Below are 13759 nucleotides of genomic sequence, written 5' to 3' on the forward strand. Positions count from 1 at the left end.
ATGTCTATTTATGCTATCGGTGATATTCAAGGCTGTTTTGATGAATTATTAAGACTCCTCGATACCCTTTGTTTTAATGAACACACCGATCAACTGTGGTTTGCCGGTGATCTGGTCAATCGCGGCCCCAAGTCTTTAGAAACCCTGCGCTTTGTCAAATCGCTGGGAGATTCTGCAGTCACGGTGCTCGGCAACCATGATTTGCATTTACTGACCGCGTCCTGCGCACCCAAAATAGCCAATAAAAAAGACTCGCTGTTGCCGATACTTGAAGCGCCGGACAGGGACGAGTTAATCGACTGGTTAAGGCATAGGCCTTTATTTCATTTTAACGATGATTTCTGCCTGGTTCATGCCGGCCTTCCGCCGCAATGGGATTTTAAAAAAACCCAAAAAATGGCCTTGCTGGCGGAACAGGCCCTAAGAAGTCCTGATTACCAGGCGTTTTTAAAACAAATGTACGGCAACAAGCCTAATATCTGGTCATCCAGTTTAAAAGGCGTCGAAAAGCTGCGTTTTATCATCAATTGCTTTACCCGTATGCGTTATTGCGATGTTAATGGTCGTCTGGATTTTGTTCAAAGCGGGCCTTTAGGCTCGCAACCCAAAAGTCTTGTTCCGTGGTTTACCGTGCCCAAGCGTAAAAATGCCGACATGCGTATTATCTTCGGCCACTGGTCTACCTTAGGCTATTACGAGGGGCCTAACTGTTACGCCATCGATACCGGCTGTCTTTGGGGCGGCCAACTCACCGCATTAAAACTGGGTGAACCGGTGCAGCGTTTCAGCATTGATTGTCCCGAAACCAAAAAATCCGGTAAAAAGTCTCTGGCTGTAGAGGGTTAACCCAAAAGATCAGTTCGTAAGGATATTGAACTCCTGCTATTTCCGTTTTTCCAGCTTTAAAAAACTGTAGCTGAACACCGCATCAGCATCGTCCCGAATATCTTCCCGCTCCACCTCAATCCACTGATCTGCGTCGATCTCGGGAAAAAAAGTATCGCCGGGAAATTCCTGATGTATTTGCGTCAGGTAGAGCGTATCGGCAACAGGCAACATCGACTTATAAAAATCCGAGCCGCCGATAACAAAAATTTCTTCAGCATCGCGGCAACTTGCCAGCGCCTGGTCAATGTCGTTAAACACCAGACAGCCGGGTTGGCTGTATGCCGGATTCCTGCTGATAATGATGTTGGTGCGCCCCGGCAGCGGCCTGCCTATCGATTCATAGGTTTTTCTGCCCATTAAAATGGGCGCGCCCATGGTTATTTTCTTGAATTTTTTAAGGTCGGCCGATAAATGCCAGGGCATTTGATTGTTCAGGCCGATAACCCGGTTGCTCGCCATCGCGACGATAAGTGATATTTTCATTTTAATGCAGTATTTTTTAGCCATTGAATTTTACTCAAGCATCCTACCGTGCTTATCCGGTTGTCATTTACATCAACTCAATGCAATGCAATGGGATTCGCTTGCTATAGCTCGGCCCAGATGGAAGCGGTACGTAGATAATCGACATACTACCGGTAGTCGATAGGTGCGACAACCGGAGATCAATACGGGGGATTAATTAACCCCAGTTTTCTCACTGCCAAAAAACAATAACGGATCATAAGGCTTCCAGAATTGATATTTTGTCATGACCACGTCAAATAACGTGGAGGTTAAAAACCTGTTTAGCCACTGCTTTACAGCAGGATAAGGAGAGCTCTCAAACCAATCTGAATCGACCGCCGCAAACTGGCGGATAAAAGGCAAGATAGCGGCATCAGCCAATGCAAAATAATCGCCGCACAAGAATTGACTTTGATTTAACCGTCTTTCAAGGTCGGTTAAAAACAGCTCACCTTGCTGCCTATAGTAAAGCGCGGAGTATGCCGGATAACGATCTGCATATTTATATCGGTCCACATGGTATTTGAATTCCCCGTCATTATGTCGGATCAATTGCACCGCATTTTGTAGCCAAGCACTATTAAGCCAATGCTCGGCATCGTTCTGACGCAACGCCCAACACATAATATCCAGACTTTGATCAATCACCTCGCCGTTCTCAAGTTGCAGCACCGGCACCGTACCCTTAGGCGAAACAGTCAGCATCGCTTCAGGTTTATCGCGTAACTCGACCTCCCTCAATTCGACAACGACGCCGGTTATTGCAATAGCCAGACGAGCTCTCATTGCGTAAGGGCAACGCCGAAAACTGTAAAAAATGGGTCGGGTAGTTAAGGCTAGTTCAATCATTTTTCAATAGTTAGGTCATTCATCGGGCTTAGAAACATCCCTAGAGGTTGGGCTGACATTCCCGTTTCGAGCGTCGACCTCATTTCACATTAAAGGGGAACTTTTGCACGCTGATTTACACCTCGGGCGCAACACGCACACGGATGCGTGTGTTGCGTGCCCAGAGATGCCTTTATTTGTCCTTGGATTGCTAATGAACTGAGCAATCCGACCGGACGGTTTGCGGATTATGCGCCGGAGCTGTTTTCGGCTAAAAAATCTTTTATCTCCGCATCGCAAGATCCGCACCCAGAACAAGCGCCTGTTTCCCTTGAAATCATATCCAGATCATTGATGCCCTGAGCGATAAGCTCCTTGATTTTCTCTTTAGTTGTTCCGGTACAGTAGCAAATAACATCGTCTTTTGTATTATTCATATAGAGTTGTCAACTTATTCCATAGCGCTTTAATGATCACCCCAGAATTTTTTCGAGCGGTGTAATAGCTTATTTGTTTTTTCTAGTGCATTAAAAATACTTACTGTGTATTTCCAGTGTACCAAGTCAATAATTTATTAAGAGAATTTTCACTATTAACATGAACCCTTATAACCGCATGATTTGATGGGTTAAGAGATGTGTTATATCTAGCGACAGAACTTGATATTCCAGGATTACCATTTTCTCCTTTATGACCTCGTGGATAAAATTTCATTTTTTCAATACCCTCAATGCCTTCGATTGGATATTTTTCATCCGTTATTGAATTGAAATTCACATAACAAGTAACCGTGTTTTTAGTTCCACAGAAAACAGCAATATGTCTTTGCTTTTGATCGTCTACGCTAAAACCAACAGATTTACTCTTTTCGGTATGACTGTTAGTTGGCTTAAAGCCCAAGCTCTCTAAGTGCCTAATAGCTTCTTCTGGATTCCATTGACTCATTTTATTCTCTCCTATAAGTTGATCTATCGAATACGAATATGAATTGTATCTAGTTAGATGGGGTGTGTTTTATTTCGAACACCCGGTCTTCAACATTGGTAATTCGGAGCGTATCGCCAGGTTTTGCATTAATGACTTTATTTAAATAACCACCAAAACGTGCTCTAGGGCTAATAGTGATCGAACTTTTAACACGCATATCAGTACTTCTAATTTCATTGCCGAATCGCAGTTCAATAGGGATACCTTGGTTTCCTGTTGCTCGATCACCAAAGCAATCTGGAGGAAAAAATTCTGAAAATTTTGCAGGAATATCGATATAACCGTTTTTGATGCCTTTTTCGGTTAACTGGACTTCGATAAATGGCTTTTCCTGGTGAATTGGAACAACCTCATATTCGATTTGGTTTTTGTACAGAATCAGTTCCATTTGTTCTGGAAACAGAGCCGCAAAAACTTGTTCGGTAAACCAGACCTGATCAACTTTAATGGCTTTAGCTATACGCTGTGTGTCTTTGATTGGCAGTTTTTCGATATCATGGACAATAGACCATAATTTATCTTCAGTATAACCAAGAAAATCACTTGCATTAACTCGCCAGTCGAAGTCACCGTAAATCTTTTCCAGTCTTGATTTTATAAAAGGTGCTAACTCCATATAGCTCAAGCTTTCTGGTAATTCTTCTTTATCAAAAGAAACAAAAGTTGTCTCCCTAAATCCGCTTTTTCTACTGCATAGCCAGCGTAAAGCCTCAGCACATTCGACAGTTTCACCATCTTTGCTAACTAACTGATGCTCGCCTTCAGAACGTAAAGCATTTCTGACGCTTTTTTCGTTCATGCCAGCCAAAAGAGCAATGTCTGAGACAGTGATTTCTTCCTCGAAATCTAAATCATGTCTTGCATCGCACAGCTTAACCATTTCCCATAATGGCGAACTCTCCCATGTCGACTCACTGCGACAAGACGTTTTACTTGAGCCCCAGTCGGCGCAGTTTCTAGTACTTGTCACCACACCGTAGGTATCGGTTATCTCAAGAAACTCCCTGAATACTTGATCAAGGGTATCACCATGCCAATCGTCCCAGTCAAGACCCTGAATACACCTGGCATGGTATGCATAGTTATATAAAAAAGATAACGTGCGACCGATTCGATAATTATTTAGGTCGATACGCTCAGGTTCTTCTCCATATATGCTGATGCCTTTGTCCCCCATGAGCTCAATCAAACGATCTCCAACATTTGCATTGCCTGTACCAAACGCACTATCAATGAAAGCCGCCAGATGAATAATGCGGTCGGCAAGTTCTATTTGAAGATTTTTTAAAAGAGGATCAATCGTTGAGTTGCTCATATTTTTTCCTAATAATTTCAGTTGACTTTATTTTATATAGTTTCCTTGAAATGTAAATACAAATATTTTAATAAATTTCACCGAAATTCTAAATTATAATTTTATTGAATTTACATGAAATACACACTAAAATGATCTCACTTTCTTGATTTTTGACTTACTACGGAGCACGGGCATGAACTTAACACTACACGCACAGACCAGGCTAGAGCAGAGAGGAATTTCTCCCATCATAATCGACTGGCTTGAGCAGTATGGAGCTATCGAGCCACAAAATGGCTCAGAGTTGATTTACTTCAATCAGCTCAGCCTTAAAAAGTTGGCCAGTTATACCGGTGGGATTAGCAATAAAATTGACAAGCTCAAAAGTATTTATCTGGTGAGGGGGAATAACGGCAAGATTATTACCACCGGATATCGAGAGGAGTCAATTAAACGTAAATAGCACCATCAGGATTTTTTTAAACTTACTACTTAACAAAAGAGAACCAATACATCATGGCAAACTATCAATTTGAAAATTACAGGGCACTCATTCAAAATGCGCCTCATTTTTCTACCACTGCCCCATTACATGATTCGCTTTTGCTAAAAAAAGAAGGAAAAATAAGCATTTATTACGCTCCATTTGAGTATGTTAATGAAAGCGCAAAAATTGTACTTGTTGGCATTACACCTGGCCTTCAGCAAGCTGCTAATGCAATGAATGCTGCAAAAATTGGCTTAGAAAAAGGCGGTTCTTCAGAAGATATTTTAAAAGCGGTTAAATCGGCTGCCAGCTTTAGCGGCTCCATGAGAACTAATTTAATTAGTATGCTTGATGATGTTGGGATTCACGAAAAACTGGGTATACCCAGTACCGAGCTGCTTTTTACCTCTCATGCACATTTAGTGCAAATGGCATCTATTTTAAAAAATCCTGTTTTTGTTGATGGCGGAAATTATTCCGGCTCACCATCAATGCTTAAAACGCCTTTGCTAAGAGAATCGATACAAGAGTTTTTTGTAACAGAAATATGCAATAAACTAAAAACATCTCTGTTTATCCCTTTAGGGCCTAAAGTAACGGAAGCCTTGGAATGGCTTGCTTCACAAAAAATAATCAACGAGAACCAAATATTAAGCGGTATGCCTCACCCATCAGGTGCTAATGCTGAAAGAATTGCCTATTTTTTAGGAAATAAGCCGAAAGATCAGCTATCAATTAAAACAAATCCAGATTCAATTGATAAAGGTAAACGTGCTCTTTTAATAAAAATAGGTGCGTATAAATGCTGAATTTTTTAATAGCCTCGGTTGATAAAGTGATGCTTTTGGATAAAAGAAATAAAAAATATTTGAAGTCTGTTGCTTTAGGTATTCAGTCCGGAATTGTTTTGCTTCCACTTGAAGTATTTAAAGAAATTTTAATTCCTTTCGTAAAAGAAACCGGCTGGATTTGTTATATATTTTTTAACATTATTTTGGATGTTTTTACTGGTGTAAGAAACATTGCTACTCTTAGTTTTAAGTCCATATTTTACGGCTTCTCTGGAAGACTTGGGCTTGAGGATGACGAGGAATAAGTAAGCTTTTCGTGGCAGATTAGCTCTGCACTGTAGAACTTAACGTTTAAATTACTCATTACTTACATTATAACCAATTGATTTTATTTTAAATTTTCATACAAGGTATCTATGCTATCAACTGACGAACAAATAAAACCACAAATGTTTCATGAATTTCTTAGGGACAAGATTGATCAGTCCAACATTAAACAGTCAGACATGGCTGCGGAACTTAGCTTTGATCGGGCTAACATTATCAGCATGTTTAAGGCTGGCAAAACAAGAGTTCCATTACGCAGCATCCCTCAGATTGCCGAGATTCTCAACATAGACCCCAAGCAAATGCTGAGAATGGCAATGCTCGAATACTGTCCAGAGACTCTAAAGGCCGTTGAGCAGGTGTTTGGTGGCGCAATAACGAAAAATGAACAAGGAATTCTTAATGAAATTAGGGGATTATCACAAGGAACTGACCCAGAATTTTTTTCAATACAGCATAGGAAAGATATTGAAGAATTTGTTAAAGGCCTCATGAGAAAATAGCTTCAAACTTCGTTTTAGTCAAAAATACCCAATTAATAGATTAGGTTGATAGGTGAGATGAAAAAATTAATCGCAATAACACTCCTTGCTATGTCATCAATCGTTATTGCTTATGATCGTCAAGACAATAGCTACAATCCTCATTCATACGGCAGTCCGCAACTCTATTACAGTGCAGAAAGCATACGTGAACGCAGAGAACAAGAGCTTATGAAGGAGTCTAATGACATAGCTAAAGAGCGATTGGAAGTAGATCGTGAACGACTTCGCGAAGAAAAACGTGAGCATGAATTTTACGGTGGGTACAACTAAATCATCCCCTCCAGCGCACACCCATTCGAGCGCCAGGAAAATCATGAAATTTTACTGCGTAATAGTTATTCAATCTTCACCACGAAGATTTATTTTTTCTGCGTTGAGCATAACAATACCCTAGACGGCTGACGAGCAATTCTGTGCACAAATCCATTCGAATCAAATTATTTCTAACTTTTCTGCTGACCACATTGCTGGTTGTGGCCGGCATGTATTTGTTTATGCGCTGGTCCTTGGACCGGGGCTTTAATGAACTTATTGAGACGCGGCAACGTGAACGGGTCTCTAATTTAATCGATGGACTGACCGACTATTATGCAGATACCGGCAGTTGGGAACCTCTGGCCGGGAATAAGCAACAATGGATTCAGTTACTGCTGCAATCCGATAACCGCCGTCACAGGCATCCGGCAACCTGGATGAAAAATGCGCTGACCGAGCCGCTGAACAGATGGCCTCCAGCCGTCGAATCCGAAGCACTTAGCAAACGACGTTTCAAACCGTTGGAAATGCGGGTGATGTTATTAGCCGCTGATAAATCGATTATTTTCGGTCAACCGGAAGCGCTGTCACAATTAACGCTGCAAGCAATCAGGCATGAGGACCGAGTCGTCGGTTTTCTGGGGCTGTTACCGGGAAAACCTGACAATCAACTCGGCGAACTCCGGTTTATGGAAAGACAGGCTAAAGAATTCGCCTGGATTGCACTGTTAATGATAACGCTTTCCGCCGTTCTGGCACTATTTCTGGCCTATATTCTGGGTCGGCCGATCAAGCGCATTACTGCGGCAGCCAAAGAGCTGGCCGTCGGCCGTTATAATATCCGCCTGCCAGTCGAATCCGGTGACGAACTCGGACAGCTGGCGCGTGACTTTAATGAAATGGCCGCCGCCCTGGAACAGTCGGAACAGGCCAGACGGCGTTGGGTTGCCGATATTTCCCATGAGTTGCGTACCCCATTGTCGGTATTGCGCGGGGAATTGGAAGCATTGCAGGACGGCATTCGTCCAATGAACCGTGCAGCCATCGATTCTTTGTTCGGCGATGTTATGCGGCTAAACCGGTTAACGGAGGATCTTTATCAATTGGCCTTATCCGACCAAGGCGCATTGACTTACCGAAAAGCTGTCATTGATCCGATAGCCGTTTTAACAGCGGACTTGGCTGCGCTGATGCCTGAATTCGACAGTAAACAGCTGAGCGTTCAACTGATCGATACGACTCAAAGCACTGTTCGTGTTTATGCCGATCCGGATCGTTTGTCGCAACTGTTTCGCAATGTGCTGAAAAATAGCGCCCACTATACCGACAGCGGCGGACGTCTGGACATCACTGTCGCAAAAAAGACAGATACCCTGTTCATCGATATCGCCGATAGCGCCCCGGGGGTATCCGATGAGGAAAGGGAGAAATTGTTCGACCGGTTTTACCGGGTCGAACGTTCGCGCAGCAGAAATCACGGAGGCGCAGGGCTCGGCTTGGCCATTTGCCGAAACATAGTCGCCGCGCATAACGGCATTATCAACGCGCAAGCCTCATCTCTGGGCGGACTCGCCATACACATTGAATTGCCGGTGCAATCATGACCATGAACGATACCCGCCTTATTTTAATCGTCGAAGATGAACACAAGCTCGCCAAGCTGGCAGAGGATTATCTGCAAAATGCCGGTTTCGCCACCGCTACGCTTGGCGAGGGCAATGCGGTTGTGCCCTGGGTCAAACAGCAGCATCCGGATCTTGTTTTATTGGACCTGATGTTGCCGGGTTGCGATGGCCTGACGATTTGCCGCGAAATACGAAGTTTTAGCAAAGTACCGATTATTATGGTTACTGCGCGCATAGAGGAAATCGATCGTTTACTGGGCCTGGAAATGGGTGCCGACGATTATATTTGCAAGCCTTACAGTCCCCGCGAAATGGTGGCGCGGGTTAAGGCGGTACTGCGCCGATTGCAGCCCCAAGCGGATAATGATGAGCATCCTGTTCAATTGTTAACCCTGAATGCCAACAGTTTTCGGGTATTGGCCGCAGGGCATGAAATCGAACTGACTTCAGTGGAATTCCAACTGCTGCAAGTGTTATATCGGCAACCCGGCCGCATCTTTTCCCGGTCTGCATTGATGGACCAGATTTATCAGGATCAGCGTATTGTTTCGGATCGCACTATCGACAGTCACATCAAAAAATTGAGAAAAAAACTGGCCGAACTGTTACCCGGCCAGGAACTGATTCATTCGGTCTATGGCGCCGGTTATCGCTATGATCCGCAGCAGGTTGATAATTAGTTGATGCGCTATCATTCTGCGTAAGGCAAGGAATAGATAGGCGTTAATTTGCACACTATTTCCTTAATTGCTCCAAATTGTTTGCGCTTTTCGTGGTTAAAGTAGATCTCGAAAACGGAAAAACGCCGTTTGACGATCCTTAATCAATTGAGAGACTTACCATGAACAAAAAAATCATCACCCTCATCGCACTGGCCTTAGCCTTTCCTTTGACCGTAGCCGCATTTCCCGGCGGCCATGACGGAGGCCGCCACCAGGGCAATAAAGTGGAACATATGGCCAAACAGCTGGATTTAAACGCGGAGCAAAAAAGCAAATTGGAAGTGATCTTCAAAGAACAGCAGGAAAAACGTGAGGCGCTTCGTCAAGAAAGCCGTTTGCGTATGCAGGAAGTGTTAACTGCCGAGCAGATGACCAAGTTGGATGCCATCAAAAAAGACCACCAGGAAAAATGGCAAAAACGTCATGAGGAAAGGAAAAACCAAAAACAAAACGAAAGCCAAAAGTAAACCCGCTTTGGTTTTAAAAGCGGCTATTGTTGTCCAGGGAGGGCCTTAGCCGCTAAACACCCAGATAAATCTTTTGAGGTAGATAATTATGAACAGTCTAAACCACAAAATCATGCTCCTTGTTGGTGTGTTGATGTTATTCGGTCAACAAACCGTCATGGCAGATAACCGGCCGCCTTCGCATCGGAACGCCCAGATCAACCGTGTGCACAATACGCCTCTGCGTAAACCCCAGGTTGGGCATCGTTTCGACAGCCGCCGCAATAGGTCGGCACCCGCCTACAGGTACTATTACCAGCCCAGTTACCGTGCCAGTTACCGGATCAATCATTTGCCTCGAAGACATAACCGAGCTTTTGTTAATGCCCGCCGAAGATTTCTTTTCTGACGGTTCTTTTATCGGCCATCCAGCGGCAGCAATGTCGATGTGCCGATTGGCGCGGAGAACCTTATTAGGTGTCGACAATACTTTTTTGCGCAGCCATCCCAGATGTTGTACCGGATCCGGGCTACGGTTAAGACGCTGATGTGCGCAATACATTAATGTTATGCGCTCTACTGATTACTCCTTGCCGCTTTGCCGAATGCCCCAGAAGACCAGACCGACCAGGGCAAGAACGACTACGCCAATCAGGTAGTCCTGGATTGAACGGCATAGGGGGCAGCTTTAAGCTGCGCCCCTGCCACACCACCTGGCATGCGGGTCCGCACCAGGCGGTTCGAGAAGTTGAGGTCATGTGAGTTTCGGAATGCCAATGCTGTCAAAATAGCTCACCGTGAGGACTTTGTTCAAGGCAGAGCCACTGTGACTCCACCATCGACCACCACCACCCGCTGTTTGCAGGGCCAACTCGTGTGACGCGCCAAGCTTTCGTAGCCCACGATAGATTGTGGTGCCAGTCCGCCAGTGCTTCAGTTGAATCGCCCTGAGTCGATGTCGCAGCCAAGAGTCCAAATCTTTGAACGTCGTTGGCGTTTGCGCCAGTCGGAAGTAGGCCTTCCAGCCGGGCATATACGCTTGCAGTTGTTCAGCCACTTGAGCCATGCTTTGTCCACCCACCCGGCGTGTGATGAGCCTGATGCGTTGCTTAAACGTGTCGAGCGCCTTGGGTGCCACAGCAATTTTGACCGTATCGCCTGACCACCGCCGAAGGCAGTAGCCAAGGAACTTGCGCCCAAATACCGGACCCACCTCGGTTTTCTTCTCGTTCACCCGAAGGTGCAGCCTCTCATACAGGTTCCTCAGAAAGCGAAGCACCCGCTCGCCGGCTTTCTGACTGTGCAGGTAAACATTGCAGTCATCGGCATATCGGGCGAATCGATGTCCCCGTTTCTCCAAAGCCTTATCCACTTCATCGAGCAACACGTTGGCCAGAAGCGGCGACAGCGGCCCGCCTTGTGGCGTCCCCTGTTCTCGCTCCATCACCATACCCTTGGCCATGATCCCGGCTTGTAGATACCGCCTGATCAGCCGTAGAACGGCCTTGTCGGCAATACGTTTGGCAAGCCTGTCCATGAGGATGTCGTGATTAACCAGATCAAAGAATCTCTCTAAATCCACATCGACCACAACCCGGTAGCCTTCTTGCGCGTATTGCTGTGCTTTGAGCACTGCATCATGCGCACTTCGGCCAGGTCGAAAGCCATAGCTGGACTCTGAAAAAGTCGGATCGATCAGCGGCTGCAAGACTTGCAGCAAGGCCTGTTGGATCAGTCTATCGACAACCGTCGGTATCCCCAACTCCCGCGTACCACCTGCCGGTTTTGGAATTTCCACGCGCCGCACGGCTTGAGGCCTATACGTCCCGTTTAAAAGCTCTGACCGGATTCGTGGCCAATGGGTCTTGAGGAATTCCGGAGTCTGCCCGATAGTCAGTCCATCGACACCAGCACTTCCCTTGTTGGCTTTGACGCGTTTCCACGCCGCAGCCATGTTCTCACGCGAGAGAGCCTGAGCAAGCAAGTCCTCCCGCCCCAAGCCTTCTTGTTTATGAAACGCCGGACGTGTTTCATCGCGTGCCGCATCGGCTTGGGCTTCACCCTTGCCGGTCACGACCCGCTCCGGTTTCCCGGACTTCTGATGCAGTACATTTCCAAGATTCATAACTTTTCAGCTCTCCTTCTCGTTTGGCCCTTCGCTGGTCACCCAGCTACTATGGCCTCTGCTGACTTCTCGTCCCGGCTTACGCCGTCGCCCTTTCAGGCGTAAAACGAGATCTCCCCAGGTAAGAACGTGATCCTTCCCCGCACAACCGCCAGATCTACGCCACCTCTCATTGACCACAAAAGCTTCGCAGTAATGTGCCTGCTCGCCTTGATTGGACGCGCCTCATATCTGATTTTTGTTCATCGGCTCACGGTTTCTTTCCACGCTTCCTTCCCACGCTCAGTCACCTTTGCGCAGTTGCGCTTCCATTCGCTCGCTGTGGTCAGCTCACGGGAGGACTTTCACCTCCGAGATCGCGCCCATGCTGGGCGCACACATCCACCCCCAGCTAAAGCAGGGGGATTCCTTAGTACAGCCCTCCATGCCCGAAGGGGACGACTCTGAAAATCGTCTTACTTCACGCCATCTCAGTGACCCTGATGGCAGGAGATACGCAGCAACAGCGCACCCAACGACGAAAATTATAGATGATAACAAAAACAAATCAAGAGCATCCTGACATCCCCAACCTGAAGGAAGGGGCTTTACGGACTTTTTTGATAAAAGTTCTTTTGGCTGCCCGTAGGTCTTGGCGACTAGGGTTCCGGAAGTCGTCGTCACAGTTGGCGTAGCGGGGTGTCCGTGGTTGGTTTATGTTTGCTAATGTCGGCATCCGGATAAACCATAAACTGAGCGACACCATCACGGAAAGACCAATCAATATCATGGTTTTCAGAGAGGGTTATCATTACATTTTCAGGCGGAATACCTGGATTAACCGCCAGATTTTCCACCACTTTTTTATAAAACGCCTGTTTTGATTCGTTTGAGCGGCCAGCACGCATTACCAAATGCATCATCACTCGGTCACCATCACGGCCTTGAAGCTGTAATTGCGCCGAATCGAGCTGATGAATAATCTGGTAACGGTCATCAAGGGGGAAGCCCATGGTTTCAATGACAGCTGAGTTGATGCCATCACCAACCGCTTTAATATATTCGGGCGACTTCCCTGAAAGTATCGAAATGTTAACGAATGGCATGCTAATCCTTTGTTCTGGCGAACATTGTTAATGGAGCGGTTAACTTGCTATGAGTCGAGCGAAGTGTCGACTCATAAATTAATTGCGGAACCAAGGGAGGCCGAAGACCAAAAGCAGTCGTTCGGGTCATGCCTTATATTCCTGAGTAGATTTTGCAAGGAATCGTTATCGTCCTTCATTACAGCAAAACCAGCGCTGAAAAATCCTTGTTAACAACTATCTGCCTACTGATCAGTTTCCTCGGCAAGCTGCTCGCTCTCATCGCTGCGTGCTGCGATTACCGCTTTGCGCAACCGCAGCAAAGTGGCTTCAAGAGTCGCGATATCTTCCGGGGAATAATCAGTAAATATCCGATAAATGAATGCCAGATGCTCGGGAAAAGTGCGTTGGTATAAGGCCTTTCCCGCCTCCGTTAGTTGTACAATCTGACTGCGGCCATCCGTTTCCGAGGCAACACGCTGAACCAGTCCTTTATCCTCTAACCGGCTGATTACGCCGGTCAACGTGCCTTTAGTAATTAAGGTTTTCTCACCCAGTATCTTGAAGTTCATACCGGCCGTATTGCCTAAGGTGATGATAATATCGAATTGCGGCAGCGTCAGATCCAGCGTGTGAACATGACTGGCTGCATAAGATAAGAAAGTCTGTTGTGTGCGTAATAACTCTCGTAGAGCAGTCGGAAATGTTGATGCGGAGTCCATAGTGTCAATATTAATTGTTTTAATTAGTACCAAATAATAGCCCTAACGAAAATTAACCTCAAGGTTTTTAATATTATTTGAAGCAGATCGTTAAATGCATGATCGCGGGCAAACCGCTTTAAACGACGCTGCAAACCAAACCC

General features: G+C 45.7%; 18 protein-coding genes. 9 read left to right on the plus strand and 9 right to left on the minus strand.

Annotated features, from left to right (window positions below):
* Entirely contained in the window at positions 1–846 is an 846-nt protein-coding gene (locus ABXJ76_RS18845; RefSeq protein WP_432742897.1) for a symmetrical bis(5'-nucleosyl)-tetraphosphatase, read from the plus strand.
* A gap of 36 nt (positions 847–882) precedes the next feature.
* Here ABXJ76_RS18845 and folA read toward each other — a convergent pair whose 3' ends face one another.
* The 5 genes from folA to ABXJ76_RS18870 form a co-directional block, all read right to left on the minus strand.
* The gene (gene folA, locus ABXJ76_RS18850) at positions 883–1371 is read right to left on the minus strand and encodes a type 3 dihydrofolate reductase (RefSeq protein ID WP_432742899.1); all 489 of its coding nucleotides are present in this window, start codon (positions 1369–1371) and stop codon (positions 883–885) included.
* Between the two features lie 195 nt (positions 1372–1566).
* The gene (locus ABXJ76_RS18855; RefSeq protein ID WP_432742901.1) at positions 1567–2244 is read right to left on the minus strand and encodes a glutathione S-transferase; all 678 of its coding nucleotides are present in this window, start codon (positions 2242–2244) and stop codon (positions 1567–1569) included.
* A gap of 227 nt (positions 2245–2471) precedes the next feature.
* Positions 2472–2660 (minus strand): (2Fe-2S)-binding protein, encoded by a 189-nt coding sequence (locus tag ABXJ76_RS18860; RefSeq protein WP_340123496.1) that lies wholly within the window; start codon positions 2658–2660, stop codon positions 2472–2474.
* Positions 2661–2760: 100 nt separating this feature from the next.
* On the minus strand, positions 2761–3168 hold the full coding sequence (locus tag ABXJ76_RS18865) for a hypothetical protein (protein WP_432742903.1): 408 nt from the start codon (positions 3166–3168) through the stop codon (positions 2761–2763).
* 49 nt (positions 3169–3217) lie between these two features.
* Complete coding sequence (locus ABXJ76_RS18870) at positions 3218–4525, minus strand: hypothetical protein (RefSeq protein WP_432742905.1); 1308 nt, start codon at positions 4523–4525, stop codon at positions 3218–3220.
* Between the two features lie 175 nt (positions 4526–4700).
* Between ABXJ76_RS18870 and ABXJ76_RS18875 the strand changes: the two genes are divergently transcribed.
* The 8 genes from ABXJ76_RS18875 (at position 4701) to ABXJ76_RS18910 (ending at position 9726) form a co-directional block, all read left to right on the plus strand.
* The gene (locus ABXJ76_RS18875; protein ID WP_432742907.1) at positions 4701–4970 is read left to right on the plus strand and encodes a hypothetical protein; all 270 of its coding nucleotides are present in this window, start codon (positions 4701–4703) and stop codon (positions 4968–4970) included.
* Between the two features lie 53 nt (positions 4971–5023).
* Positions 5024–5803, plus strand: coding sequence for a hypothetical protein (locus tag ABXJ76_RS18880; protein ID WP_432742909.1), 780 nt, complete (start codon positions 5024–5026; stop codon positions 5801–5803).
* Entirely contained in the window at positions 5797–6090 is a 294-nt protein-coding gene (locus ABXJ76_RS18885; RefSeq protein ID WP_432742911.1) for a hypothetical protein, read from the plus strand. The genes ABXJ76_RS18880 and ABXJ76_RS18885 overlap by 7 nt, the downstream gene beginning before the upstream one ends.
* A gap of 111 nt (positions 6091–6201) precedes the next feature.
* Complete coding sequence (locus ABXJ76_RS18890) at positions 6202–6615, plus strand: hypothetical protein (protein WP_432742913.1); 414 nt, start codon at positions 6202–6204, stop codon at positions 6613–6615.
* Between the two features lie 57 nt (positions 6616–6672).
* The gene (locus tag ABXJ76_RS18895) at positions 6673–6927 is read left to right on the plus strand and encodes a hypothetical protein (RefSeq protein ID WP_432742915.1); all 255 of its coding nucleotides are present in this window, start codon (positions 6673–6675) and stop codon (positions 6925–6927) included.
* Positions 6928–7070: 143 nt separating this feature from the next.
* Positions 7071–8516: an ATP-binding protein gene (locus tag ABXJ76_RS18900; protein ID WP_432742917.1), complete on the plus strand. Its 1446-nt coding sequence runs from the start codon at positions 7071–7073 to the stop codon at positions 8514–8516.
* 2 nt (positions 8517–8518) lie between these two features.
* Positions 8519–9217, plus strand: a complete 699-nt coding sequence (locus tag ABXJ76_RS18905; protein WP_432742919.1) for a response regulator — start codon at positions 8519–8521, stop codon at positions 9215–9217.
* Between the two features lie 161 nt (positions 9218–9378).
* Complete coding sequence (locus ABXJ76_RS18910) at positions 9379–9726, plus strand: Spy/CpxP family protein refolding chaperone (protein ID WP_432742920.1); 348 nt, start codon at positions 9379–9381, stop codon at positions 9724–9726.
* 136 nt (positions 9727–9862) lie between these two features.
* On the opposite strand, the gene ABXJ76_RS18915 is transcribed toward ABXJ76_RS18910, so the two are convergent.
* The 4 genes from ABXJ76_RS18915 to ABXJ76_RS18930 all read right to left on the minus strand — a co-directional run bounded on the left by ABXJ76_RS18915 (position 9863) and on the right by ABXJ76_RS18930 (position 13616).
* Positions 9863–10267, minus strand: coding sequence for a hypothetical protein (locus tag ABXJ76_RS18915; protein ID WP_432742922.1), 405 nt, complete (start codon positions 10265–10267; stop codon positions 9863–9865).
* A 192-nt stretch (positions 10268–10459) separates the two neighbouring features.
* Positions 10460–11830, minus strand: coding sequence for a group II intron reverse transcriptase/maturase (gene ltrA, locus ABXJ76_RS18920; protein WP_432742924.1), 1371 nt, complete (start codon positions 11828–11830; stop codon positions 10460–10462).
* Positions 11831–12489: 659 nt separating this feature from the next.
* Complete coding sequence (locus tag ABXJ76_RS18925) at positions 12490–12915, minus strand: tautomerase family protein (protein WP_432742926.1); 426 nt, start codon at positions 12913–12915, stop codon at positions 12490–12492.
* Between the two features lie 224 nt (positions 12916–13139).
* A complete protein-coding gene (locus tag ABXJ76_RS18930; RefSeq protein ID WP_432742928.1) occupies positions 13140–13616 on the minus strand; it encodes a MarR family winged helix-turn-helix transcriptional regulator in 477 nt (158 codons plus the stop codon).
* Between the last annotated feature and the right edge of the window lie 143 nt (positions 13617–13759).

It is taken from the genome of Methylobacter arcticus, from assembly GCF_050917435.1.
In the GTDB taxonomy this organism is placed as follows: domain Bacteria; phylum Pseudomonadota; class Gammaproteobacteria; order Methylococcales; family Methylomonadaceae; genus Methylobacter_A; species Methylobacter_A titanis.